The sequence below is a fragment of the Nocardioides marmoribigeumensis genome (genome assembly GCF_031458325.1).
GTDB classification, from domain to species: Bacteria; Actinomycetota; Actinomycetes; order Propionibacteriales; family Nocardioidaceae; genus Marmoricola_A; species Marmoricola_A marmoribigeumensis.
Genome location: NZ_JAVDYG010000001.1, coordinates 1,524,281 through 1,546,516, shown reverse-complemented (window position 1 = coordinate 1,546,516; position 22,236 = coordinate 1,524,281). Strand labels below are relative to the sequence as shown.

The window sequence follows — 22,236 nt, the reverse complement described above, 5'->3', positions numbered from 1 at the left end:
GAATTCACCCGGGACGGGAACAAAAACGTCGGTGGCCCCTGCTGGGATCTCAGACGCCCCCGTGGAGGAGAGAGATGTCTGTCCAGCTCAACAAGAACGAACCGTCCCCCGACCTGCCCGACGCGATCGACGCCCAGGTGCTCAAGGTCGCCGGCGTCGTCGTGCTCGGCGCGATCATGTCGATCCTCGACATCACCGTCGTCAACGTCGCGCTCCCGACCTTCCAGAAGGTCTTCTCCGACGGCCCCGCGCCGATCGCCTACTCCCACGTCGCGTGGACCGTCACCGGCTACACCCTCGCGCTCGCGACGGTGATCCCGCTGTCCGGGTGGGCCGCCGACCGCTTCGGCACCAAGCGCCTCTACATCTCCGCGATCGCGCTGTTCGCGCTGGGCTCCGCGCTGTGCTCGGTCGCGTGGGACATCAACAGCCTCATCGCCTTCCGCGTCCTGCAGGGCCTGGGCGGCGGCATGCTCATGCCCGTCGGCATGACGATCATGACCAAGGCGGCCGGCCCGCACCGCATGGGCCGCCTGATGGCGATCCTCGGCGTCCCGATGCTGCTCGGCCCGATCCTCGGCCCGATCATCGGCGGCTGGCTGATCGACTCGGCGAGCTGGCACTGGATCTTCCTGATCAACGTCCCGCTGGGCGTCGCCGCGATCTCCTACGCCGTGTGGGCGCTGCCCTCCGACGCCCCCGAGCCCTCGGAGTCCTTCGACTTCCTCGGCATGCTGCTCATGTCGCCGGGCCTGGCGCTGTTCCTCTTCGGCGTCTCCTCGATCCCCGAGAAGGGCACCGTCACCGCCCCCCGCGTGTGGGTCTCGATGGTCATCGGCGTCGTGCTGATCCTCGCCTTCGTCTGGCACTCGTTCCGCCCCGAGCACCCGCTGCTCGACCTGCGGCTGTTCGTCGACCGCAACCTCACGGTCTCGACGATCACGATGTTCATGTTCGCCGGCGCGTTCTTCGGTGGCCTGCTGCTCGTGCCGACCTACTTCCAGCAGGTGCGCGGCGAGGACGCCCTCCACGCCGGCCTGCTCGTCGCTCCCCAGGGCATCGGCGCGATGCTGACCATGCCCATCGCCGGTGCGCTGTCCGACCGGGTCCCGATCGGGCGCATCACCCCGGTGGCGATCGTGGTGATCCTGCTGGGCATGTTCGGTCTGACCCAGGTCACCGCCGACACGTCCTACGTCTTCCTCATGGGCACGCTGTTCGTGATGGGCCTCGGCATGGGCGGCACCATGATGCCGCTGTTCACCGCGGCGCTGCGCACGCTCACCCCGCACCAGGTGGCGCGCGGGTCGACGCTGCTCAACATCACCCAGCAGATCGCCAGCTCGGTCGGCGTGGCCGTCCTCTCGGTCGTGCTCACCAACCAGCTCAAGGGGGTGCGGACCCCGGCCGGGGGCAGCGACGCGTTCGCGACCTCGTTCTGGGTGGCGTTCGTGCTGGTCGCGCTGACGCTGATCCCGGCGTACTTGCTGCCGCGGCGCAAGAGCGACCCCGGGGCGACCCCGGAGACCTCCACGGCCTCGGCCGCGGTGCCGATGCACTGAGTCAGGAGGCCGACAGCGGCAGCACCAACCGTGTGGTGCCGCTGTCGGTCACCTTCACCGGCACGCCCCAGTCCTGCTGGTGGAGGTAGCACGCGGCTCCTTCCCCGCCCTCGACGTCGCACGAGGCGGCCCGGGCGGCCACGTGGAGCACGCCGTCCCCGACGCTCGCGTCGAGCACGACCGTGCGGCGCAGGTCGGACCCGCGGCCCTCGCCCTGCCGGATCAGGGCGGGCGGGGTCGCGGAGACGAGCAGCTGGGAGGGGGGCCCGAACCGGTCGTCGACCTTCTGGCCCGGCGGCGGGGTGAAGTCCACGACGACCTCCACCGCGCCGGCCGCGACCTCGGTCACCGGACGCTGGGTGCGGTGGGCGAAGCCGTCCACCTCGACCACCCCCGCGAGGGAGACCCGGGTCAGCCGGTGCGCGGCCGACTCGACCACGACCAGGGTGTCGCCGTCGACGAACGCCCCGCTGGGCTCGGCCAGCCCGGTGGCGAGGGTGGTCACCCGCCCGTCGGCCAGACGCCGGACGGCGCCGTTGTAGGTGTCGCAGACCGCCACCGACCCGTCCGGCAGGACGGTTACACCGAGCGGGTGCTGGAGCAGTGCCTGGTCGGCCGGACCGTCGCGCAGGCCGAAGTCGAAGAGCCCGGTGCCGACAGCGGTGTGCAGGGCTCCGTCCGCGACCCACCGGATGCTCGAGGTCTCGGAGTCGGCCAGCCAGAGCCGGTCGCCGGCCGCCGCGAGACCGGAGGTCTGCGCGAGCCAGGCCGCGGTGAGCGGACCGTCGAGGAGCCCCTCGTTGGTCGTGCCGGCCGCGACCCCGGTCGTGCCCGTGCGCGGGTCGAAGGTCCACAGCTGGTGGACCCCGGCCATCGCGACCCACACCCGGTCCTGCCACCACGCGACGTCCCACGGGCTGCTCAGCCGGCCCTCCTGGCCGGGGGCGTCGGGGAAGAGCTGCTCGCCCGTGCCGGCGAGCGTGGCGACCGAGCCGTCGTCGAGCCGCACCCCGCGCAGCGCGTGGTTGACGGTGTCGGCGACCACGACGTCGTACCCGACCTCCTCGGCGACCTCGGGCGGCAGCAGGCACAGCCCGTTGGGCTCGAAGAACGCCGGCGCGGGCCCGTCGACCAGGCCGCGCTCGCCCGTGCCGATGCAGCGCCGCACCGTGGTCAGGTCGTCCTCGAGCTCGACGAGCCGGTGGTGCCCGGCGTCGGCGACGAGCACGGTCCCGCCGGGCAGCGGGACCGCCTTGGCGGGGAAGCGCAGGTCACCCGGCTCGACGACGGGAGGGACGTACGGCGAGTCGCCCGGCTGCAGCGTCCCGCGTGACCGGTGCAGCGGGACGAGCTCGGTCAGCAGCGCGTCGAGCGCGTGGGCGTGGCCCTCGCCGGCGAACTGCGCGACGACGTAGCCCTCGGGGTCGACCAGCACCAGCGTCGGCCAGGCCCGCGCGGTGTAGGCCCGCCAGGTGACGAGCTCGGGGTCGTCGAGGACGGGGTGGTGGACCGCGTAGCGCTCGACCGCCGCGGCCAGCGCGTCCGGGTCGGCCTCGTGCACGAACTTCGGCGAGTGGACGCCGACGACGACCAGCTCGTCGGCCCACTTCTCCTCCAGCGGCCGCAGCTCGTCGAGGACGTGCAGGCAGTTCACGCAGCAGAAGGCCCAAAAATCGATCAGGACGTGTCGCCCACGCAGGTCGCCCAGAGCCAGGTCACGACCGCCGGTGTTCAGCCACCCGCGGCCGGTCAGCTCGGGGGCACGGACACGGACGCGGCTGCTCATCACCCCAGTCTGACAATCCGGGGAGCACACTTGTTCCATGGTCACGTCGGGGACGTGGGGGGACGAGCGGCTGAGCCGCCGCGGGGCGCTGCTGCTGGGCGGCGCCGCAGCGCTGGCGGGGTGCACCACCGACGCCCCGGTCGGTCGCAGCGCGGCCGTCCGGGCCTCCACGACCGTGCGCGCCCGGGACTGGTCGTGGCTGCGCGCGCACGTCGCCGGCACGCTCGCCCGGCCCGGCGACGCGTCGTACGACCGGGTGCGCAAGGTCCAGATCGCCGACTACGACGGTGCCCGGCCACTGGCCGTCCTCTCGGTGGCCTCGGCCGCCGACGTCGCCACCGGCATCCGGTTCGCCCGCGACCACGACGTGCCGGTGGCCCTGCGGTCGGGGGGACACAGCTACCCCGGCTGGTCCGCGGGCGACGGGCGCCTGGTCATCGACGTGCGCCCGCTGTCCCGCGTGCGGCTCGAGCAGGTCGGCGGCTCGGTGCACGCCACGGTGGGCGCCGGGGCGCCGCTGATCAAGGTGTACGACGCCCTCGCGCAGCAGCGCCGCGGGCTGCCGGCCGGCTCCTGCCCGACCGTGGGGATCACCGGGCTGACCCTCGGCGGCGGGCAGGGCATCCTCAGCCGCCTGCACGGGCTGACCTGCGACGCCCTCACCCAGGTGCGGATGGTGACGGCGTCCGGCGACGTCGTGGTCGCCAGCGCCCGCCGCAACCCCGGCCTGTTCTGGGCCCTGCGCGGCGGAGGCGGGGGCCACCTCGGGGTGGTGACCTCGCTGACCTTCGACACCTTCGCGGCGCCGACCGTCTCCACCGCCTACCTCCAGTGGCGCCTCGACGACGCGCCCGACGTGCTCCGCGCCTGGGAGTCATGGGCGCCCTCGGCCGACCGCCGCCTGTGGTCCACGGCCAAGGGGCTCGGGGGGGAGCGCCACCCGGACGGCCCGGTCCTCGCCGTCGCGGTGGTCTGGGCCGGGCCCGACGACGGGCTGACCCGGCGGCTCGACCACCTCCTCGCCGACGTGCCCCGGCCGACGTCCGTCTCGCGACGCCGGCGGAGCTTCGCCGACGTCACCAGGGCGTACGCCGGGTGCTCCGGCATCCCGGTCGACCGCTGCCACACCGGGCCCGGCGGGGCGCTGGAGCGCGAGCACTTCGCGGGGACGTCCCACGTGGCCTACGCCCGGTCCTCGTCCTCGGGCCGCACGACCCTCGTCGACCGGCTCGAGGCGGCGCAGGGATCCGGGCTCATCGAGGCCGGCATCTCGCTGGACTCGCTCGGCGGAGCGGTCGCGGACCCGGCCCCCGGCGACACCGCGTTCGTGCACCGGAGGGCGCTCGCGACCGTGCAGTACACCGCGACCCACCACCCCGGCGACCGGTCGACGGCGCTGGCGTTCGTGCGGGGCGCCCGAGCGGCGATGACCCCGACCTGGGGCGATCACGCCTACGTCAACTACGCCGACGCCGCCCTGCGGCACTACCGTCGGGCCTACTTCGGGACCAACGCGTCACGGTTGGCGACCGTGCGGCACGGGTGGGACCCCGACGGGTTCTTCACCCAGCCGCAGGGGTTCTGACGGGGGCCGGCGGCGGTGCTCGGCCTCAGCGCAGGGCGCTCCAGGCGGCGGCGGGGAGGATCCCGAGGACCGCGAGGACGGCGTAGGCGCCGAGGGCGAGGTAGAGCGCGACGAGCACGCGGGCGGTGGCCGTCGCGGAGGCCTCGGTGCGGGCGTGGCGGGCGGCGCGGGCCTGGTCGCCGAGGAACACCGAGCGCGCGCGGGCGATCTCGTCGGTGGTCATCGTCACGGGCATCGACATGGGTCTCTCCTCCTCGGTCGCGTGTACCGGGAGAACGAGGTGGCGGACCGTCAGGTCACTGACCCGAAGGCAAAAAAACGAGCGGCGCCCAGGACCGCCGTCGCGATGCGGGGCTCAGGTCCACAGCTCGACCACCTTGCCCAGCGCCTCGACGTAGCCCCGGATCCCGCGGCCGACGACGTGGGCGTCGGCGACCAGCCCGACGTACGACGTGTGGCGGAACTCCTCGCGGGCGTAGATGTCGCTGATGTGCACCTCGACCACCGGGGCCCGGACGACAGCCAGTGCGTCCATGATCGCGATCGAGGTGTGGGTGTAGGCGCCGAAGTTGCCGACGACCGCGGCCTCCTGCTCGAAGGCCTCGTGGATCCAGTCGATCAGCGTGCCCTCGTGGTTGCTCTGGCGGCACATCACCTGCAGGCCCAGGCGGTCGCCCTCGTCGTGGCACAGCTGCTCGACGTCGGCGAGGGTCGCGGTGCCGTAGACGTCGGGGTCGCGGTGCCCGAGCAGGTTGAGGTTCGGGCCGTTGAGGACGTAGGTGGTGCGCACGGGTCGATCATGCACCGTCAGGCGGCGACCGGGATGGGCTCGGAGTGGCCGTCGGGGGTCAGGTAGTAGTGGTCGTCGAAGACGACGACGCCGTTGCACAGGCGGACCCAGCCCTGCTCGGAGTGGTCGGCCACGACGTGGGCGGTCCAGCAGCGCGAGTCGGTGGCGCAGGGGCAGGTGGTGTGGGACTGGGTGGTGGTCTGGGAGGTGAACATCTCGGGCTCCTCGGTCGGTCTGGCTGATGTGCTGACTGTGACCCAGGCCACTTAGTCCTCGCTTAGGGCCGGCTTGCCGCCGGCTTGAGCCAGGCGGGGTGGGTGAGGAACTCGGTGGTCCCGCCGTCCACCTTGTACGTCGCGTGGGCGTCCCCGCGGGTCGCGCCGCGGTTGACCACGACGACCGGCAGGCCGAGGGAGACGGCGTGGCGCACGAAGCGGAACCCCGACATCACCGTCAGCGAGGACCCGAGCACGAGCAGCGCCTCGGACCGGTCGAGCAGGTCGTGGCAGCGCCGGACGCGGTCGACCGGGACGTTCTCGCCGAAGAACACCACGTCGGGCTTGAGCGACCCGCCGCACCGGTCGCAGGTCGGCACCACGAAGCGGTGCGTGTCGTCGACGTCGGCGTCGCCGTCGGGCCGGGCGTGCACCTCGCTGAGGCTCTCGCGGTGGGACTCCAGCCAGCCCGGGTTGGCCGCGGCCATCTCGCACTGGAGGACCGCGCGGGAGGTGCGGTCGCCGCAGGACAGGCAGACCACGTCGCTGATCCGGCCGTGCAAGGCGACCACGTCGGCGGTGCCCGCCTGCTCGTGCAGCCCGTCGACGTTCTGGGTGATCACGCCGGCACACCGGCCGCCGGCCTCGAACCTGGCCAGCGCGTGGTGCCCGGCGTTGGGCAGCGCGTCGCGCATGAGCGCCCACCCGACGTAGGCCCTCGCCCAGTAGCGCTGCTGCGCGGCGGGACCGGAGACCAGCTCCTGGTAGGTCATCGGCGCTCGGCCGTTGCGGGCGGCGCTGGCGGGTCCGCGGTAGTCGGGGATGCCCGAGTCGGTCGACATCCCGGCCCCGGTCAGCGCCACGAAGCGGCGCGAACGGAGCAGCTCGACCGCGGCCTCGGGGTCGTGGGACTCACCGGTCGGCTCGTGGGGAGCCAGGTAGCGCGCGAGTCCGGTCACGGGTCCGATCATCCCCCGCGACCCAACCGTGACGCACCAGACAGCCCTCGCCCGCCCGTGGAGGCGCCGGCGGCGGGACGATGGAGGGAGAAGGTGGTGGTGAGGTCATGAACCTCCAGGCACATCACGTCCGCCGCCCGGTCGCGCCGGACGCGGGCACGCTCACCCTGGTCCTCGGCGCCCTCTTCGTGGTCGCGACGGGGTTCGCCTACCTCGTGAGCCTCAGCGCCGACGTCAACCCGCCCGACTGGGTGAGGGTCGTCGGCCTGCTGGGCGTCCCGCTGGGCTTCTTCGGCACTCCGGTCGCCTTCGTGGCGGCCCGGCACGAGGCCCGCGCACGCGCCGGCCTGGCGCTCTTCGCGGCCGCCCTCGTCGCCCTGGTCGTCCTGCTGGTGGTGGCCGGCTGACCCCATGGAGGGAGGTCGAGATGAACGTGCTCCCCGAGACCCGGATGGGCCGGGTGGCCGTGTGGCTCCTGCTGCCGGTGCTGCTCTACCCGCTGTACTGGTCGGTCTTCCTGCTGATCCCGGACTCGTGGCGGGCCCTGAGCATCGGGGTGGTCGCGGTGATCGTCGGCCTCGCCGTCGCGTCGCTGCTCACCGCCGCGGTGGCCGTCGTACGCCGGCACGAGCGGTCGGTCGCCGTGCTCGGCCTGGGTGGCCTGACGTTGCTCATGGTGGTGTTCTTCGCGGTCGGTGAGGCGGTGGGAGGCCACTGAGGATCGGGGCCACTCACCCGCCCGTGGCCCCGGTGGTCCAGCCCGCGATCGGGAACGGATGCGTCACTCCCGGGGGTCGCCCTAGCCTCTCGGGCTGGGATGGTCGGCTCCCCGGGGGGACACGCCGTCGGTGCTCGGGACGAACCTCCCAAGCGGCTCGATGGACACGGCGTTGCTCGAGCCGTCCGGCCTGCAGGAGCCCCTCGTCGCCACGTGGTGACCAGGGGCTCCGCTCCGTCAGCCGGCGGGCGCGACCTCACGCCGCATGACCGTGTTCTTGAGCCCCTTGGACCGGTCGAAGGTGAACCCCGCCGCCTCGTACATCGGCCGCGTGCCGTTGTAGAGGAACGACGAGGAGACCTTCTTGGTCGGCCGCTCGTGGGGGTAGCCCTCGACCAGCCCGCCCCCGGAGGCCGCGATCAGGTCGAGCGCGCCCTGGAGCGCGAGCTTCGCGACGCCGGAGCGGCGGTAGCGGCGGTCGACGAAGATGCAGGTGATCCGCCAGTCGGGGTCGCGGTCCTTGGTCTCGTCGTACTGCTTGCGGTGATGGATGTTGGGCAGCTCGCAGGGCGGGCCGTACTCCGCCCACGCGACCGCCTCGTCACCGTCCATCACCAGCGCCGCGTGGTTGCGGTCCTTGTGGACGAGCGTGCGCTTGAGCTCGCGGTTGGACTCGTAGGTGCGCTCGGGGTCCCGCTCGAGCGAGGTGAACCAGGTGCACCAGCACCCACTGAAGATGCCGTTGTGGCGCTCGACGAGCGCCTCGAAGGCGTCCCACGTGTCGGGGGAGAGTGGCACGACGGTGAGGTCCGAGAGGTCCATCGCCACACGCTAGCCGCGACCGACCCACCGGTCGAGGATCTCGGTCAGGTCGCCGTCGCCGGCCCACGCGACGTGCCCGTCCGGACGCAGCAGCACGGCGGGGGCGGGCAGCGCGGGGCAGTCGGCGACGACGTGGTCGACGCCGTGGCGGTCCGGCGCGTGCCGGCCGGCCGGGTCGAGCAGCAGCCACCGGCCCTCGTGGGTCAGGTCGAACAGCGTGCCCGCGCCCACCTCGAGGTCGGGCAGCGCCCGGCCCACCAGCGGGTCCTCGGCGCCGAGGTCGTAGCGCGTGGCCGTGCGCGTGACCTTCTCGACCAGGTGCCGGTGCACGCCGTCGTACGCCGTGAGCTCGGTCAGCAGCGACCGCACGGCCGCGCCGTCGGCCCCGCCCCACATCAGCACGCGCAGCACCCGCGTGGTGTCGAGGACGTCGGCGGCGACCGGCCGACGCTCGGCCTGGTAGGTGTCGAGCACGTCGTGGCCGCGCAGTGCGGCGGCGAGCTTCCACCCGAGGTTGACCGCGTCCTGGATGCCGAGGTTCTGGCCCTGCCCCCCGACCGGGGGGTGGATGTGCGCGGCGTCGCCGGCGAGCAGCACGCGGCCCGAGCGGTAGCGCTCGGCGAGCCGCGTCGCGTCCCCGAACCGGCTGACGAACCGCGGCGAGTGGAGACCCAGGTCGGTGCCGATCGCCTTGTGCAGCTGGGCCCTGACGTCGTCGAGGGTCGGCGGGGGCGCGTCCCGCGGCGCGACCTCGTCGGTCAGCAGGACGACGCGGTAGGTGCCCGGCGCGTGCGGAGCGGGCCCCACACCGCCGCGCCCGGGGGTCGCCTGCGCCATCGCGGCGGTCACCTCCTCGGGGGTCACCCCGACCTCGGCCTCGGTGAGCAGCCACTCCGACCGCGCGGGCTCGCCGGGGAACCCGATGCCGAGCAGCCGACGGACGGTGCTCCGCCCGCCGTCGCACCCCACGACGTACGCCGCCCGCAGGGTCGAGCCGTCGGCGAGCGTGACGTCGACCCCGGCGTCGTCCTGGGCGATCGCGACCACCTCGGCCCCTCGCCGCAGGTCGGCGCCGAGACCCACGGCCCACTCCTCGAGCAGCCGGTCGGTCGTGGTCTGCGGGATCCCGAGCACGTGCGCGTGGCGGCCGGCGAGCTCGAGCGGGCGCCCGGCGCCGACCCCGGCGAACACCCCGCCGACGGGGTACGTCGTCCCGAGGTCCAGGAAGCGCGGGAGGATGCCGCGCATCGCCAGCACCTCCAGGGTGCGTGCGTGCAGGCCGAGGGACCGCACCTGCGGGGTCGGCTCGAGGTCCCGCTCCAGGACGGTGACCGGGACCCCCTGGAACCTCAGTTCCGCGGCGAGGGTCATCCCCGTCGGGCCCGCTCCGACCACCAGCACCTGCGCGTCGTACGTCATGGCGGGCGAGTCTGGACCCTCCCCCCGCCCTTGTTTCAAGCCCCCCTGGCGTCTATACGTTGGAAGTGGCGAGCGGACTGATGGTCATCGACATCCAGAACGACTACTTCCCGGGCGGCGCGTTCCCGCTTGTGGACCCGGAGGACGCAGCGCAGCGCGCGGCGGAGGTGCTCGGTCGCTTCCGCGCGGCCGGCCTCCCGGTCGTGCACGTGCAGCACGTGATGGCCTCCCCGGACGCGCCGTTCTTCGTCCGCGGCACCGAGGGCGTCGAGATCCACCCGCTGGTCGCCCCGATCGAGGGGGAGCCGGTCGTGCAGAAGGCCAGCCCCAACGCGTTCCTCGGCACCGGCCTGGACGAGCTGCTCGACGACCTCGACGTCGACCACCTCGTGGTGGTCGGCATGCAGACCAACCTGTGCATCGACGCGAGCGTGCGAGCCGCCTCGGACCTCGGCCACACCGTGACGGTCGTCGGCGACGCCTGCGCCGCTGTCGGCCTCGAGCACCGTGGCCGCGCCGTCCCGGGCGCCGACGTGCACGCGGCGTTCCTCGCCGCGATCGACGGCAGCTATGCCGACGTCGTCGACAGCGAGGACCTCCTGGTGTCGTAGCCGCCCCAGTGGTCGGCGAGCGGCCCGACGGCGAGGCCGCGGTCGAGCCACTGCGGCACGAGCTGCTCGACCGCGCGCAGCGTCGTGCGCCACGAGCCGGGGGCCGAGGTGCGGTCGGAGTCGTGGAGCAGCACGGTGCCGCCGGGCTCGAGCTGCTGCTCCACGAGCGCGACGACGGTGCTCGGAGTCGCCCGGCGCTCCCAGTCGCGGCCCCACGCCGACCACAGCACGGTGCGCAGCCCGGCCTGTCCGGCGGCCCAGGTCGAGGCGCCGGTGATCACGCCGTACGGCGGGCGGTGCCACTGCACGGGCCGGCCGGTCGCGTCCTCGACGAGGTCGCGGGTGCGGGCGACGTCGTCACGCAGGCGGCGCGGGCCGTGCAGCGAGGCGGGACGGTGGTCCCAGCCGTGCACGCCGACCTCGTGGCCGGCCGCCGCCATCTCGCCGACGAGGCCGTGGTCGGCGAGGTGCCGGCCGAGGACGAAGAACGTGGCGCGCACGCCGAGCCGGTCGAGCGTGCGGAGGAACAGCGGGGTCGACCGGCGGTCGGGGCCGTCGTCGAAGGTCAGGGCGACGTGGGGCCGGTCCGACAACCCGGACAGCGCCGGCGTGCACACGGCCGGGGTCAGCGCGGTGCGGACCGGGCCCCACGAGGCGGGTGAGGGCAGCGCGGGGGCGGCGAGGGCGGCCAGCGTGGCGGTGCCCAGCAGCGACCTCATGCGGCCACCAGGGTCGGGACGCCGGTCAGCAGGCCGACGGTCTCCAGGGTCTCCACGACCGACGGGGCCGACGGCAGGTCGGCGCAGCGCCGGGTCAGGAGCACGCGGCCGAGCGCACTGCGCAACGCCTCGGTGTCGGCGACCCACGGCACGAGCCCGGCCCGGTCGAGCGCCGCGGCGTTGCTCTCCCCGTGGCCCGCGATCGGCCGGTAGGTCAGCGTGGGGGTGCCAGCGGTCAGGGACTCCAGCGAGCTCATCCCGCCGGCGTTCTGCACCACGCAGGCGGCCGCGGCCATGAGGGCCGGCAGGTCGTCGCGCCAGCCGAGCGCGACCACGCCGGGCTCGGCGGCGACCTGCTCCCGCAGCCGGTCGTTGGTCCCGCAGGCCACCACCGGGGTCACGAGCCCGGTCGCGAGCAGGTCGAGGGCGCTGCGGTGCAGGTCGCCGATGCCGAGCGAGCCGCCGACGACGAGGGCGGCCGGCCGGCCGGCGGGCCAGGGAAGGGCCTCGTCCGGCACCGCCCCAGAAGGCTCCGGCACCGCGGGGTGCACCGCGGCCGCGGTCCCGCCGAGCGCGCGGGCCTGGCCGGCGGCGACCTCGTGGATCGCCAGGTGCAGGTCGACCGCAGGGTGCACCCACAGCCGGTGGACGGAGGCATCGGTCAGGTAGGTCACGACCGGCACGTCCAGCGCTCCACGGGCCCGCGCCTCGCCCAGCGCCTGCGAGGCGAAGGGGTGCGTCGAGACGACCAGCCCCGCGCCCGCCACCTCGCGGACCAGGTGGCCGCCGAGCAGACTGAGCAGCCGTCGTACGACGCGCAGCGCGAGGCCGTCGCGCTCGAGGGAGCCGAGGGTGGAGCGCCAGCTGCCGGGCGCCAGGCGCAGCTGGGAGAAGTACAGCCACCGCAGCAGGTGGCCGAGCCGCCAGGGCAGCTCCTCGGCCACGTCCAGACGGCGTACGGCGTGGCCGGCGCGGCGGAGCTGGTGCTCGATCGCGTCGGCGGCGACGTCGTGGCCGGCGCCGTAGCTGCCGGAGACCACGACGACCTCGGTGAGGGTCATGCCGCAAGGGTGCGCAGCCCAACCTGTCGAGCACCTGACCAGCGGTGGACGCCGGCTGTGAGCCCGCTTCGACTTGCCGGGCAGTGGAGGTCTGCGCTCAGTGCGCGACCTCGAGCCCGACGACGCAGCCCACGAGCCCCGTGGCTCGGCAGCCAGTCCAGGAAGCGGACGCAGGCAGGGCCAGACGGGCGAGGCCGTGCGCCCGACCGAGCGGGGTCAGGTGAGGGGGGTGGTGCCGGTGCCGTCGACGAGGAAGTGGTCGCCCAGTGGCGAGACCCACTGGTAGGCACCGGGCTCGGAGGGGAGGCGCCGGTAGGCCCAACCCGCGTGTGTCTTGACGCGGTGGTGGTAGCGGCACAGCCTGGCGAGGTTGAGGTCGGAGGTCTGGCCCGGTGGTCCGCCCTCGTCGGGGTCGAGGTAGGGCTCGATGTGGTCGCGGTCGGCTCGGACGCGGCGGGTGCAGTAGGGGAAGACGCAGACGTGGTCACGCTCGTCGACGCGGACCTTGATGTGCTCCGGTGCTTCGTGCTCGTCGACGGCGTCGTGGTCGTTGAGGTTGACCAGCGGGGTGACCTTGACCCGCACCCCGGGGGCGAGCTCGGCGATCCACCGCTCGACCGCGGCGCGGCTGACCGGGGACGCCGCAGCCGGGAGACCCGAGGCCTGGATCCGGGCGGTCTCGGTGGCGGTGTGCAGGTGGATGTGGATGGTGCGGTCCAGCCCCAGGGGCGTGCGCCGGCGGGCCGGGCGACGGTCACGCCCATCGCTGTCGGGGTCGGCTTCCGCGACGGCTGCGGCGGTGGCGGTGAGGTCGAGGGCGTGCTGCGGGTCGGCGAGGACCCCGAGCGCCTTGGACATCCGGACCTGCTCCGACGACTCGTCGCCGAGGATCGCCAGCTCGGACGCCTTGGCCTCCAGGGCGTCCTTGAAGGCCAGCACGTCGGGCAGGTCGGCCACGCCGCTGAACCGGCCGGTGCCGTCCGGGCCGGCCGCGCCCTCCAGAGCCTCACCGGACTCGAAGTCGAACCACACGCCGCGTCGTTCACCGGCCTCCGCCGCGTCGGCGGCGGCGCGGTCGGGGTCGAAGCGCAGCACCGCGGCGTCGGCGGCGGCCTTGATCCGGCCGGCCGACAGCTTGTGCAGGTGCGCGGCGAGGTGCCGGTCGAGGTAGTCGGCTGCCTCAGGGGACAGCTGCCGGGTGCGGCGGGCCAGGATGCGGGCCTTCCACACCGGGACCTGCAGGGCCACGATCCGGCCCCAGGTCCGCGGCAGGCGCTCGCGCAGCTCCAGGGCGTCCTCGGTCAGCTCCCGCGCCATGGTGTCGGAGACCTGGAGGGTGGTGGCGAGCTCGGCCAGGGCGTACTCGTCGACCGGGATGCCGGACAGGTCGACCGGGCAGGTGTCCCAGGCGGCGAGGCGCGGTCGGGGGCCGACCCCCGCGGCGACGGTCAGCAGGTGGTCAGCTGCGTCGGCGCGGTGCAGGTCGGCCCACTCGGTGACCGTGACCAGCTCGTCGGCCTCGGCGGCACGGATGGTCGCGTGCTGCTGGGCGACCCGGTCCAGCAGATCCCGCCGCAGCGTGGACCGTCCCTCGCGCGCGGACTCGTCGGCCGCCAGCGACGCCTGCACCCACTCGGGGTCCAGGGCGGTGGCGGCTGCTGCGGTCATGACCTCATCCCACCAGGACCCACCGACATTTCCGGCGGGGTCGACCGCCGGGGCTCAGCGGTAGTTGGTGAACTGCACCGCGAAGTCGTAGTCCTGCCCCTTGACCAGGGCGATGACCTCCTGCAGGGCGTCGCGGCTGGGGGCCGAGACGCGCAGCTCGTCGCCCTGCACCTGGACCTTGACCTTCTTGGGGCCCTCGTCCCGGATGAGCTTGCCGATCTTCTTGGCCTGCTCCTGGGAGATGCCCTCCTTGAGCGTGACCGAGATCTTGGACTCACGCCCGGACTGGCGCGGCTCGGAGGCCTCGAGGATCTTGAGCGACTGCTGCCGCTTGACCAGCTTCTCCTTGAACACGTCGAGCACCGCGGACGCGCGGTCGTCGGCGTTGGCGGCGATCTCGATGGCCTCGCCGGACCACTTGATCTCGGCCCCGGTGCCCTTGAAGTCGTAGCGCTGGGAGATCTCCCGGGCGGTCTGGGACAGCGCGTTGTCGACCTCCTGGCGGTCGATCTTGCTGACGATGTCGAACGACGAGTCGGCCATGGCGACGGTCCCTCCCGGATTCGGACGGCAGTGCGTGCTGCGCTATCCTTCCTTGTCGTCGATCCCGGTCTCAAGCCGGGTCCGACACCCGGCAGGTTGCCCGAGCGGCCAATGGGAGCGGACTGTAAATCCGTCGCGAAAGCTTCGAAGGTTCGAATCCTTCACCTGCCACAGGCAGCCCCCGATCTCCGCGAGGTCGGGGGCTTCTTGGTGCTCAGGGGCGCCGGCCGGTGACGCGCAGGACCCGTGCCTCCCACGGCCGGAGCACGAGCCGGCCCGCGTCGGCTGCCGGCGCCTCCGACCCGGCCGGGTAGGAACCCAGCACCAGGTCGGCCGAGGACCACTCCTCCGGCAGGCCCTCGACGGTGTGGACCGACCCGCCGAAGTTCGCGACGACGAGCAGCGTCGTCCCCTCCAGCGAGCGGGTGAACGCGTAGACCACGGGGTCCTCGGGCAGCAGCATCGTGAAGTCGCCCTCGGCGACGACCGGGTCGGTGTGCCGCAGCTCGACCAGCCGGCGGTAGTGGTGGAAGACCGAGTCGGGGTCGCCCAGCGCCTGCTCGGCGTTGACCTCCGTGTGGTTGGGGTGGACGGGCGCCCAGGGCTCGCCGGTGGTGAAGCCGCCGTGCGGGGAGGCGTCCCACTGCATCGGCGAGCGGGCGTTGTCGCGGCTGCCGATGCGCAGCGCGTCGAGCACCTCCTCGGCGAGCAGGCCACGTCCGGTGGCGTCGCGGAAGTAGTTGACCGACTCGATGTCGCGGAAGGACGAGGCGTCGGCGAACGGCACGTTGGTCATGCCGAGCTCCTCGCCCTGGTAGACGTACGGCGTCCCGCGGTGCAGGTGGAGCACGGTCGCCAGCAGCTTGGCCGACTCGACCCGGAACTCACCGTCGTCGCCGAACCGGGACACGGCTCGCGGCTGGTCGTGGTTGTTCCAGTAGAGGCTGTTCCAGCCCGCCTCGGCGAGGCCCTCCTGCCAGCGGCCCAGCGACTCCTTGAGGTCGACCAGGCGCAGCGGCCGGTGGTCCCACTTGTGGGCCCCGTGGTCGAGCCCGACGTGCTCGAACTGGAAGACCATGTCGACCTCGTGACGCGCGGGATCCGTGAACAGCACGGCGTCCTCGACCGTCACCGCCGGCATCTCGCCGACGGTGAGCAGCCGGTCGCCGCGGCCCTCGAAGACCTCGCGGTGCATCTCCTGCAGGAACTCGTGGATGCGCGGCCCGCAGATGTAGTGCGGCGACCCGTCGCCCCACGGGCCGTCCCCGATCTGCTCGCCGTCCTGCAGCGGCAGGTGCTTGGAGATCATGTTGATCACGTCCATGCGGAAGCCGTCGACGCCGCGGTCGAGCCACCAGCGCATCATCGAGTGGACGGCCCCGCGCACCTCGGGGTTCTCCCAGTTGAGGTCCGGCTGCTTGCGGGAGAACAGGTGCAGGTAGTACTCGCCGGAGGCCTCGTCGAGCTCCCAGGTGGAGCCGCTGAAGAACGAGTGCCAGTTGGTCGGCTCGGCGCCCGGCTCTCCGGGGGAGTGGCCCTCGCGCGGCGGGCGCCACCAGTACCAGTCGCGCTTGGGGTTGTCGGTCGAGGAGCGCGACTCCACGAACCACGGGTGCTCGTCGGAGGTGTGGTTGACCACGAGGTCCATCACGATCCGGAGGTCGCGGGCGTGGGCCTGCTCGACCAGCTCGTCGAAGTCGGCGAGAGTCCCGAACGTCGGGTCGACGTCCTGGTAGTCGCTGATGTCGTAGCCGTTGTCGTCCTGCGGCGAGGGGTAGATCGGCGAGAGCCACAGCACGTCGACGCCGAGCGTGGCCAGGTGGTCGAGCCGGTCGATGATGCCGCGCAGGTCACCGACCCCGTCGCCGTCGGAGTCCTGGAAGCTGCGCGGGTAGACCTGGTAGACGACGGCGGAGTGGAACCACGTGCGCGCTGGGGCCATGGGCCCCAGTCTGGCGCCTCAGGCCAGCGAGAGGAAGAGCCGCTCCATCCGGCGTACGTCGAGGTCGGCGGTCTCGCCGTCCGCGCCCGCGACCAGGCACTCACGCATGCCGCTGGCCACGATCGCGAAGCCGGCCCGGTCGAGGGCCTTGGAGACCGCGGCGAGCTGGGTGACGACGTCCTCGCAGTCGCGGCCCTCCTCGAGCATGCGCACGACGCCGGCCAGCTGGCCCTGGGCCCGCTTGATCCGGTTGAGCGCGGGCGTCGTCGTCGACGGGTCGAGCTTCATGCCGTCACCGCCTGCCGAAGAAGCGCGCGAAGCCGGTGGGCTTGGTGGCGTCGCTCTGCTTGGCGTGCCCGCCGCACCACTCGGAGGTGGGGACGATCGAGCGGACCTGGGCGACGTGCTGGCCGCAGCCGGCCCAGGTGGTCTTGCCACAGGTCTTGCAGGTGACGGGACGGCACATGGGTGCTCCTTCGTGGTCCGGGCCGGGGGACATACCCCCGGGGGTTTGGTGTTGTAGGATGATAATACCCCAGGGGGTATCAGTCCACCAACCGAGCGAAGGAGACCCGATGACCGAGCACGCCGTGCAGATCGAGACGATCGAGACGCCGAGCCTGGGGGACCGCAGCTACCTCGTGCACGACGGCGAGCTGGCCTTCGTGGTCGACCCGCAGCGCGACATCGACCGCGTCACGGACCGCCTCGAGCAGCTGGGCGTCCGGCTCACCCACGTTTTCGAGACCCACCTCCACAACGACTACGTCACCGGCGGCCTCGCCCTGGCGCAGGCGACGGGCGCGGCGTACGTCGTCAACGGGGCCGACGAGGTCTCCTTCGAGCGCACCCCGATCAGCGACGGCGAGGTCGTCGAGGTCGGGTCGATGCGCGTGACCGCGCTGGCCACTCCCGGCCACACGTTCACCCACCTGTCCTACGCGCTCGAGGCCGGCGACGGCGAGCAGGTCGCGGTCTTCTCCGGCGGGTCGCTGTTGTACGGCGCCACCGGTCGCCCCGACCTGCTCGGGCCCGAGCACACCGACGCCCTGGTCCGCCACCAGCACGCCTCGGCGCACCGGCTGGCGGAGGTGCTGCCCGACTCGGCCGAGGTCTTCCCGACCCACGGCTTCGGCTCGTTCTGCTCCGCCACCCAGTCCGACGCCTCGTCCTCGACCATCGGCCGCGAGAAGCAGTCCAACCCGGTGCTCACCCAGGACGAGGAGACCTACGTCCGCGAGCTGCTCGAGGGGCTCACCGCCTACCCGGCGTACTACGCCCACATGGCGCCGGCCAACGCCGGCGGGCCCAGCGCCCCCGACCTGAGCCCGCCCGCCCAGGCCGAGCCGCAGGAGCTGCGCAAGCGCATCGACGCAGGCGAGTGGGTCGTCGACCTGCGCAACCGCACGGTCTTCGCCGCGGGCCACGTGCCGGGATCGCTCAACTTCGGCCTCGACGGCGCGTTCGCGACCTACCTCGGCTGGCTGATGGAGTGGGGCGCCCCCCTGATCCTGCTCGGCGAATCGGCGGCTCAGGTCGCCGAGGCCCAGCGCGAGCTGGTGCGCATCGGCGTCGACCGGCTCGAGGCGGCGGCCGTCGGCACTCCGCAGGAGTGGGTCGAGGGCACGGGCCACGAGGTCGCGTCGTTCCCGATCGCGAGCTTCGCCGACCTCGCCCAGGTGCGGCACCACCGCAAGGTCGTCGTGCTCGACGTGCGTCGCACCGACGAGCACGCCGTGGCCGCCGTGCAGGGCGCGACCAACCTGCCGCTGCACGAGCTGCCGCAGCGCCTCGACGAGGTGCCGGGGGGCCCCGGGACCGAGGTCTGGGTGCACTGCGCCGGGGGCTACCGCGCCTCGGTCGCCGCGTCGCTCGTCGCCGCGGCCGGCCGCCGCGTCGTGGCGGTCGACGACTCCTTCGACAACGCCGCCACGGTCGGGCTCGACCTGGTCCGCCGCGCCGGCTGATGGCGCTGCACCTGCTCGCCGTCGCGGCCGGGCTCCTCCTCGGGCTCAGCCTGGGGGCGCTCGGCGGTGGCGGGTCGGTGCTCGCGGTGCCGGTGCTCGTCTACCTGCTCGACCAGACGCCGGGGCAGGCGACGACCGGGTCGCTCGTCGTCGTCGGGGTCACCTCGCTGATCGGGGCGGTCACCGCGCGCCGCCGCGGCCACGTGCTGGTCGGGCGGGGCCTGGCCTTCGGTGCCACGGCGATCGTGGGGGCCGTGCTCGGCGCGCGAGCGGCCGCCCACGTCCCCGGCGACGTGCTCATGGCGGCGTTCTCCGGGCTGCTGCTGGTGGTCGCCGCCGCGATGGTCGTCCGTCGCCGCCGGTCGCCGTCGCCGGGCCCGAGCCGCATCGACGACCCCATCCTCACCTTCCGGCCGACCTTCGCCTGCGCCTGCCCGCGCGCCCTCAAGGTGCTGATCACCGCCACGGTCGTCGGTGCGCTCACCGGCTTCCTCGGCGTCGGCGGCGGCTTCCTCGTCGTCCCCGCGCTGGTGCTCGCGCTCGGCCTGCCGCTCGAGCCGGCCGCCGGCACGTCGCTGGTCGTCATCACCGTCACCTCCGCGACCGCCCTCGCGGTGCGCGCCGGCTCCGGGCCCGCGCCCGACTGGTGGCCGGTCGTCCTGCTCACGGTCGCCGCCGTCGCCGGCGCCTGGATCGGCGCCCGCGTCGCCGGCCGCGTGAGCACCGCCCGTCTGCAGTCGGCCTTCCTCGGCCTCCTCCTGGCGGTCGCGGCCTTCACCGCCGTCGAGGCCCTGCCGGCGCTGGTCTCGTGAACGCACCCCGGCTCGGGCTCCGCGAGAACGCCGCCCAGTTCACCCTCCTGGTCGCGGTCAACGCGCTGGTCGGCGGCATGCTCGGCCAGGAGCGGACCGTCGTCCCGCTGCTCGCCGAGCAGACCTTCGGGCTGACCGGCTTCAGCGCCGCCCTGTCGTTCATCGTCGTCTTCGGCGTCGCCAAGGCCGCCACCAACGTCGTCGCCGGCGCGCTGGCGGACCGCCACGGCCGCCGCCCCGTCCTGCTCGCCGGCTGGGTGGTGGCCGTGCCGGTGCCGCTGCTGCTGCTGCTGTGGGCCCCGAGCTGGACGTGGGTGCTGGTCGCCAACGCCCTGCTCGGCATCAGCCAGGGCCTGACCTGGTCGACCACGGTGATCATGAAGATCGACCTCGTCGGCCCCTCGCGCCGTGGCTTGGCGATGGGCCTCAACGAGGCCGCCGGCTATGCCGCCGTCGCCGTCACCGCCTCGCTCACCGGCTGGCTCGCGCAGGAGCACGGCCTGCGGCCCGTGCCGTTCCTCGTCGGCCTGGCGTACGCCGCGCTGGGGCTCGGTGCCTCCGCGCTGCTCGTGCGCGAGACCCGCGGGCACGCCCGTGCCGAGCAGGCCGCCGCACCGCCGACCGCGCACCTCGACGGCCGCGAGGTCCTGCTGCGCACGACCCTGCGCGACCCCGCCCTCTCCTCGGCCAGCCAGGCGGGCCTGGTCAACAACCTCAACGACGGCCTGGCCTGGGGGCTGTTCCCGGTGCTGTTCACCTCGGCGGGGCTGAGCCTGGGCCGGACCGGGCTCCTGGTCGCCGCCTACCCCGCGGTGTGGGGCCTCGGCCAGCTGGTCACCGGCGCCCTGTCCGACCGGCGGGGTCGGCGCCCCTTCGTCGTCGGCGGGATGCTGCTCCAAGCCGTCGCGCTGGCCGGCATCGCGATGGGCGACGGGTTCGTCGCCTGGCTGCTCGCCAGCCTCCTGCTCGGGGCCGGCACCGCGATGGTCTACCCCACGCTGCTGGCCGTCGTCGGCGACGTCGCGGCCCCCTCGTGGCGGGCCCGGGCCGTCGGGGTCTACCGGCTGTGGCGCGACCTCGGCTTCGCGCTGGGCGCGCTGCTCGGCGGCCTCCTCGCCGACCTCGCCGGCGTCCCCGTCGCGATCGGGGTGGTCGGCGCCCTCACCGCGCTGTCCGGGCTCCTGGCCGCCGTACGCCTCCCGGAGACGCGGCCGACCCTCCCGCTGATCCGCTGCTGAGCGGTGCTCAGCGGGAGTGGTCCCAGCCCGCCTCGTCGTTGATCCAGCGGTCGAAGCCGGCCGGGTCGCGGGACTCCACCTCGTCGAGGATCCGGGCCCGCTCCTCGAGCAGCTCGACCATCCGCGCGACGTCGACGGGCGAGGAGACCGTGGTGGTCCGCCGCACCCGGGACGTGGTCTCCTGCCAGCGGTGACGCAGCTCGGCGTCGGGCATCCGCTCCGGCGGCACCGGGGGAGCCAGGCGCCGGCGGGCCATCCCTCGGACGCCGCTCACGAGGTCGGGCTGGGTGAGCACGGCCGTCAGCACCAGCAGGACACCCCACCAGTGCAGCAGCGGGACCCAGCCCGCCGCGGCGGCGCCGCCGACGCCACCCCAGAGCAGGCCCTGCTCGCAGGCGTGACGGGCGTTGCGCCCCAGCCCGTCGGCGACGGTCCAGGCGATGAGCCCGCCGAGGAAGACCATCACGGCGGTGACGAACAGCAGCACCGGGACGAGGTGCAGCAGGATCGAGACGAGCACCGCCGACACGGCGAGCGCGACCGACCATCCCTGCCACCACCGCCGCATCCCCACGGTCCACCTCCTGAGCCGCGCCGGGCTCGTTGCCCGACGCCTCCAGGATCCGTGCGCGCTGCGGCCGAGCGACAGGGCCGCCCGGCCCTCGGGGCCGGGCCGCTCGGACCTGTCGTCCCCTGCCGTACCGCGCTTCCCTCGGAGGATGAGGACGAGCACGCGTGACCTGCCACGGACGATGCCGGCGTGGAGCGTCCCCGCGAACGCGGGAGACGGTCCCCGCCTGGTCCTCGGGGAGCGCCCCGTCCCGCGGCCCGGCCCCACCGAGGTGCTCGTGCGGGTCCGGGCCTGTGGGGTCTGCCGGACCGACCTGCACCTCGCCGACCACGACCTGGCTCCGCACCGGCCCAGCTGCGTGCCCGGTCACGAGGTCGTGGGGGAGGTCGTGGCGCTGGGGGACGGGGCCGGCCTCCTCGCGCTGGGGGACCGGGTCGGCATCGCCTGGCTGCGGCACACCTGCGGCGCGTGCCGGTGGTGCCTGGCCGAGGCCGAGAACCTGTGCCCGGCCGCGAGGTTCACCGGCTGGGACGCCGACGGCGGGTTCGCCGAGCACGCCGTCGTCGACGAGCGCTTCGCCTACCGCCTCCCCGACGCCTTCGACGACGTCTCGGCCGCCCCTCTGCTGTGCTCCGGCATCATCGGCTTCCGTGCCCTCGCGCGCGCCCGGGTGCCCGCGGGCGGCCGGCTCGGGATCTACGGCTTCGGCGCGAGCGCCCACCTCACGGCCCAGATCGCGATCGCGCAGGGTGCCGAGGTCCACGTGATGACGCGCGACCCCCGGGCGCAGGAGCTCGCCCGCTCGCTCGGCGCCGCGTCGGCGGCCGGGGCAGCGGACCCACCGCCGGTCCTGCTGGACTCCGCGATCCAGTTCGCCCCGGTGGGCGAGCTGGTCCCCGTCGCGCTCGAGGCACTCGACCAAGGAGGCACGCTCGCCGTCGCCGGCATCCACCTCACCGACCTGCCCCCGATGTCCTACCAGCGCCACCTCTTCCGGGAGCGGACGCTCACGAGCGTCACGGCCAACACCCGCGCCGACGGTCGCCACCTGCTGGACCTCGCGGACCGGCTGGCCGTCCGTCCGACGGTCACGGCCTACCCGTTCGACCGCGCCGACGACGCGCTGGAGGACCTCGCCGCCGACCGCGTGACCGGAGCGGCGGTGCTGGTGCTGTGACGCGCGAGCCCCCGGCCAAGGCCTCTCGGCCCTCACGCCGAGGAGGGTCGGCCCGTGCGAGGACGACGCGC

At 73.8% G+C, this 22,236-nt stretch carries 24 protein-coding genes and 1 tRNA gene; 10 read left to right on the top strand and 15 right to left on the bottom strand.

The window, feature by feature from the left end:
• Positions 1 to 74 precede the first annotated feature (74 nt).
• Positions 75 to 1,562, top strand: a complete 1,488-nt coding sequence (locus tag J2S63_RS07345) for a DHA2 family efflux MFS transporter permease subunit (RefSeq protein ID WP_310300608.1) — start codon at positions 75 to 77, stop codon at positions 1,560 to 1,562.
• 1 nt (position 1,563) lies between these two features.
• On the opposite strand, the gene J2S63_RS07340 is transcribed toward J2S63_RS07345, so the two are convergent.
• A complete protein-coding gene (locus J2S63_RS07340) occupies positions 1,564 to 3,348 on the bottom strand; it encodes an NHL domain-containing thioredoxin family protein (RefSeq protein ID WP_310300605.1) in 1,785 nt (594 codons plus the stop codon).
• 37 nt (positions 3,349 to 3,385) lie between these two features.
• Here J2S63_RS07340 and J2S63_RS07335 point away from each other — a divergent pair, with 37 nt between their 5' ends.
• A complete protein-coding gene (locus J2S63_RS07335; protein ID WP_310300602.1) occupies positions 3,386 to 4,933 on the top strand; it encodes an FAD-binding oxidoreductase in 1,548 nt (515 codons plus the stop codon).
• Between the two features lie 25 nt (positions 4,934 to 4,958).
• On the opposite strand, the gene J2S63_RS07330 is transcribed toward J2S63_RS07335, so the two are convergent.
• From J2S63_RS07330 to J2S63_RS07315, 4 genes are all read right to left on the bottom strand, one after another.
• Positions 4,959 to 5,174: a hypothetical protein gene (locus J2S63_RS07330; RefSeq protein WP_310300600.1), complete on the bottom strand. Its 216-nt coding sequence runs from the start codon at positions 5,172 to 5,174 to the stop codon at positions 4,959 to 4,961.
• A gap of 114 nt (positions 5,175 to 5,288) precedes the next feature.
• On the bottom strand, positions 5,289 to 5,723 hold the full coding sequence (gene aroQ, locus J2S63_RS07325) for a type II 3-dehydroquinate dehydratase (protein ID WP_310300597.1): 435 nt from the start codon (positions 5,721 to 5,723) through the stop codon (positions 5,289 to 5,291).
• Between the two features lie 17 nt (positions 5,724 to 5,740).
• The gene (locus J2S63_RS07320; RefSeq protein ID WP_310300594.1) at positions 5,741 to 5,938 is read right to left on the bottom strand and encodes a DUF5999 family protein; all 198 of its coding nucleotides are present in this window, start codon (positions 5,936 to 5,938) and stop codon (positions 5,741 to 5,743) included.
• Between the two features lie 62 nt (positions 5,939 to 6,000).
• Positions 6,001 to 6,897, bottom strand: coding sequence for an NAD-dependent protein deacetylase (locus J2S63_RS07315; protein ID WP_310300592.1), 897 nt, complete (start codon positions 6,895 to 6,897; stop codon positions 6,001 to 6,003).
• A 107-nt stretch (positions 6,898 to 7,004) separates the two neighbouring features.
• On the opposite strand from J2S63_RS07315, the gene J2S63_RS07310 reads away from it, so the two are divergent.
• Both J2S63_RS07310 and J2S63_RS07305 read left to right on the top strand, forming a co-directional pair.
• Positions 7,005 to 7,304: a hypothetical protein gene (locus tag J2S63_RS07310; protein WP_310300590.1), complete on the top strand. Its 300-nt coding sequence runs from the start codon at positions 7,005 to 7,007 to the stop codon at positions 7,302 to 7,304.
• Positions 7,305 to 7,324: 20 nt separating this feature from the next.
• Positions 7,325 to 7,615, top strand: a complete 291-nt coding sequence (locus tag J2S63_RS07305) for a hypothetical protein (protein WP_310300587.1) — start codon at positions 7,325 to 7,327, stop codon at positions 7,613 to 7,615.
• A 237-nt stretch (positions 7,616 to 7,852) separates the two neighbouring features.
• Here the strand turns inward: J2S63_RS07305 and J2S63_RS07300 are convergent, their stop codons facing one another.
• Both J2S63_RS07300 and J2S63_RS07295 read right to left on the bottom strand, forming a co-directional pair.
• Positions 7,853 to 8,437 (bottom strand): GNAT family N-acetyltransferase, encoded by a 585-nt coding sequence (locus J2S63_RS07300; RefSeq protein WP_310300582.1) that lies wholly within the window; start codon positions 8,435 to 8,437, stop codon positions 7,853 to 7,855.
• Between the two features lie 9 nt (positions 8,438 to 8,446).
• Positions 8,447 to 9,856 carry an FAD-dependent monooxygenase gene (locus tag J2S63_RS07295; protein ID WP_310300580.1) on the bottom strand — a complete coding sequence of 470 codons (1,410 nt, stop codon included), beginning with the start codon at positions 9,854 to 9,856 and terminating at the stop codon, positions 8,447 to 8,449.
• Positions 9,857 to 9,921: 65 nt separating this feature from the next.
• Here J2S63_RS07295 and J2S63_RS07290 point away from each other — a divergent pair, with 65 nt between their 5' ends.
• Positions 9,922 to 10,467 carry a cysteine hydrolase family protein gene (locus tag J2S63_RS07290; RefSeq protein WP_310300577.1) on the top strand — a complete coding sequence of 182 codons (546 nt, stop codon included), beginning with the start codon at positions 9,922 to 9,924 and terminating at the stop codon, positions 10,465 to 10,467.
• On the opposite strand, the gene J2S63_RS07285 is transcribed toward J2S63_RS07290, so the two are convergent.
• The 4 genes from J2S63_RS07285 to J2S63_RS07270 all read right to left on the bottom strand — a co-directional run bounded on the left by J2S63_RS07285 (position 10,425) and on the right by J2S63_RS07270 (position 14,458).
• Positions 10,425 to 11,186 carry a polysaccharide deacetylase family protein gene (locus tag J2S63_RS07285; protein ID WP_310300575.1) on the bottom strand — a complete coding sequence of 254 codons (762 nt, stop codon included), beginning with the start codon at positions 11,184 to 11,186 and terminating at the stop codon, positions 10,425 to 10,427. The genes J2S63_RS07290 and J2S63_RS07285 overlap by 43 nt on opposite strands.
• Positions 11,183 to 12,247 (bottom strand): MGDG synthase family glycosyltransferase, encoded by a 1,065-nt coding sequence (locus J2S63_RS07280; protein ID WP_310300573.1) that lies wholly within the window; start codon positions 12,245 to 12,247, stop codon positions 11,183 to 11,185. The genes J2S63_RS07285 and J2S63_RS07280 overlap by 4 nt, the downstream gene beginning before the upstream one ends.
• Positions 12,248 to 12,463: 216 nt before the next feature.
• Positions 12,464 to 13,915 carry an HNH endonuclease gene (locus tag J2S63_RS07275; protein WP_310300570.1) on the bottom strand — a complete coding sequence of 484 codons (1,452 nt, stop codon included), beginning with the start codon at positions 13,913 to 13,915 and terminating at the stop codon, positions 12,464 to 12,466.
• Positions 13,916 to 13,969: 54 nt separating this feature from the next.
• A complete protein-coding gene (locus tag J2S63_RS07270; RefSeq protein ID WP_310300567.1) occupies positions 13,970 to 14,458 on the bottom strand; it encodes a YajQ family cyclic di-GMP-binding protein in 489 nt (162 codons plus the stop codon).
• 90 nt (positions 14,459 to 14,548) lie between these two features.
• Here J2S63_RS07270 and J2S63_RS07265 point away from each other — a divergent pair.
• Positions 14,549 to 14,629, top strand: a tRNA-Tyr gene (locus tag J2S63_RS07265).
• Between the two features lie 43 nt (positions 14,630 to 14,672).
• On the opposite strand, the gene J2S63_RS07260 is transcribed toward J2S63_RS07265, so the two are convergent.
• The 3 genes from J2S63_RS07260 to J2S63_RS07250 are packed head-to-tail and all read right to left on the bottom strand — an operon-like array spanning position 14,673 to position 16,866.
• On the bottom strand, positions 14,673 to 16,400 hold the full coding sequence (locus J2S63_RS07260) for a glycoside hydrolase family 13 protein (RefSeq protein WP_310300564.1): 1,728 nt from the start codon (positions 16,398 to 16,400) through the stop codon (positions 14,673 to 14,675).
• Positions 16,401 to 16,418: 18 nt separating this feature from the next.
• The gene (locus tag J2S63_RS07255) at positions 16,419 to 16,688 is read right to left on the bottom strand and encodes a metal-sensitive transcriptional regulator (protein ID WP_310300561.1); all 270 of its coding nucleotides are present in this window, start codon (positions 16,686 to 16,688) and stop codon (positions 16,419 to 16,421) included.
• Positions 16,689 to 16,692: 4 nt separating this feature from the next.
• Positions 16,693 to 16,866, bottom strand: a complete 174-nt coding sequence (locus J2S63_RS07250) for a DUF8730 family Cys-rich protein (protein WP_310300557.1) — start codon at positions 16,864 to 16,866, stop codon at positions 16,693 to 16,695.
• Positions 16,867 to 16,975: 109 nt separating this feature from the next.
• Here J2S63_RS07250 and J2S63_RS07245 point away from each other — a divergent pair, with 109 nt between their 5' ends.
• The 3 genes from J2S63_RS07245 to J2S63_RS07235 are packed head-to-tail and all read left to right on the top strand — an operon-like array spanning position 16,976 to position 20,417.
• Positions 16,976 to 18,367 (top strand): MBL fold metallo-hydrolase, encoded by a 1,392-nt coding sequence (locus J2S63_RS07245; RefSeq protein ID WP_310300553.1) that lies wholly within the window; start codon positions 16,976 to 16,978, stop codon positions 18,365 to 18,367.
• A complete protein-coding gene (locus tag J2S63_RS07240; RefSeq protein WP_310300550.1) occupies positions 18,367 to 19,179 on the top strand; it encodes a sulfite exporter TauE/SafE family protein in 813 nt (270 codons plus the stop codon). The genes J2S63_RS07245 and J2S63_RS07240 overlap by 1 nt, the downstream gene beginning before the upstream one ends.
• Positions 19,176 to 20,417, top strand: a complete 1,242-nt coding sequence (locus J2S63_RS07235) for an MFS transporter (protein WP_310300548.1) — start codon at positions 19,176 to 19,178, stop codon at positions 20,415 to 20,417. Before J2S63_RS07240 ends, J2S63_RS07235 begins: the two co-directional genes overlap by 4 nt.
• Before the next feature lie 7 nt (positions 20,418 to 20,424).
• On the opposite strand, the gene J2S63_RS07230 is transcribed toward J2S63_RS07235, so the two are convergent.
• Positions 20,425 to 20,991 (bottom strand): hypothetical protein, encoded by a 567-nt coding sequence (locus J2S63_RS07230; RefSeq protein WP_310300545.1) that lies wholly within the window; start codon positions 20,989 to 20,991, stop codon positions 20,425 to 20,427.
• 145 nt (positions 20,992 to 21,136) lie between these two features.
• Between J2S63_RS07230 and J2S63_RS07225 the strand changes: the two genes are divergently transcribed.
• Entirely contained in the window at positions 21,137 to 22,165 is a 1,029-nt protein-coding gene (locus tag J2S63_RS07225; protein ID WP_310300542.1) for a zinc-dependent alcohol dehydrogenase family protein, read from the top strand.
• Positions 22,166 to 22,236: the final 71 nt, after the last annotated feature.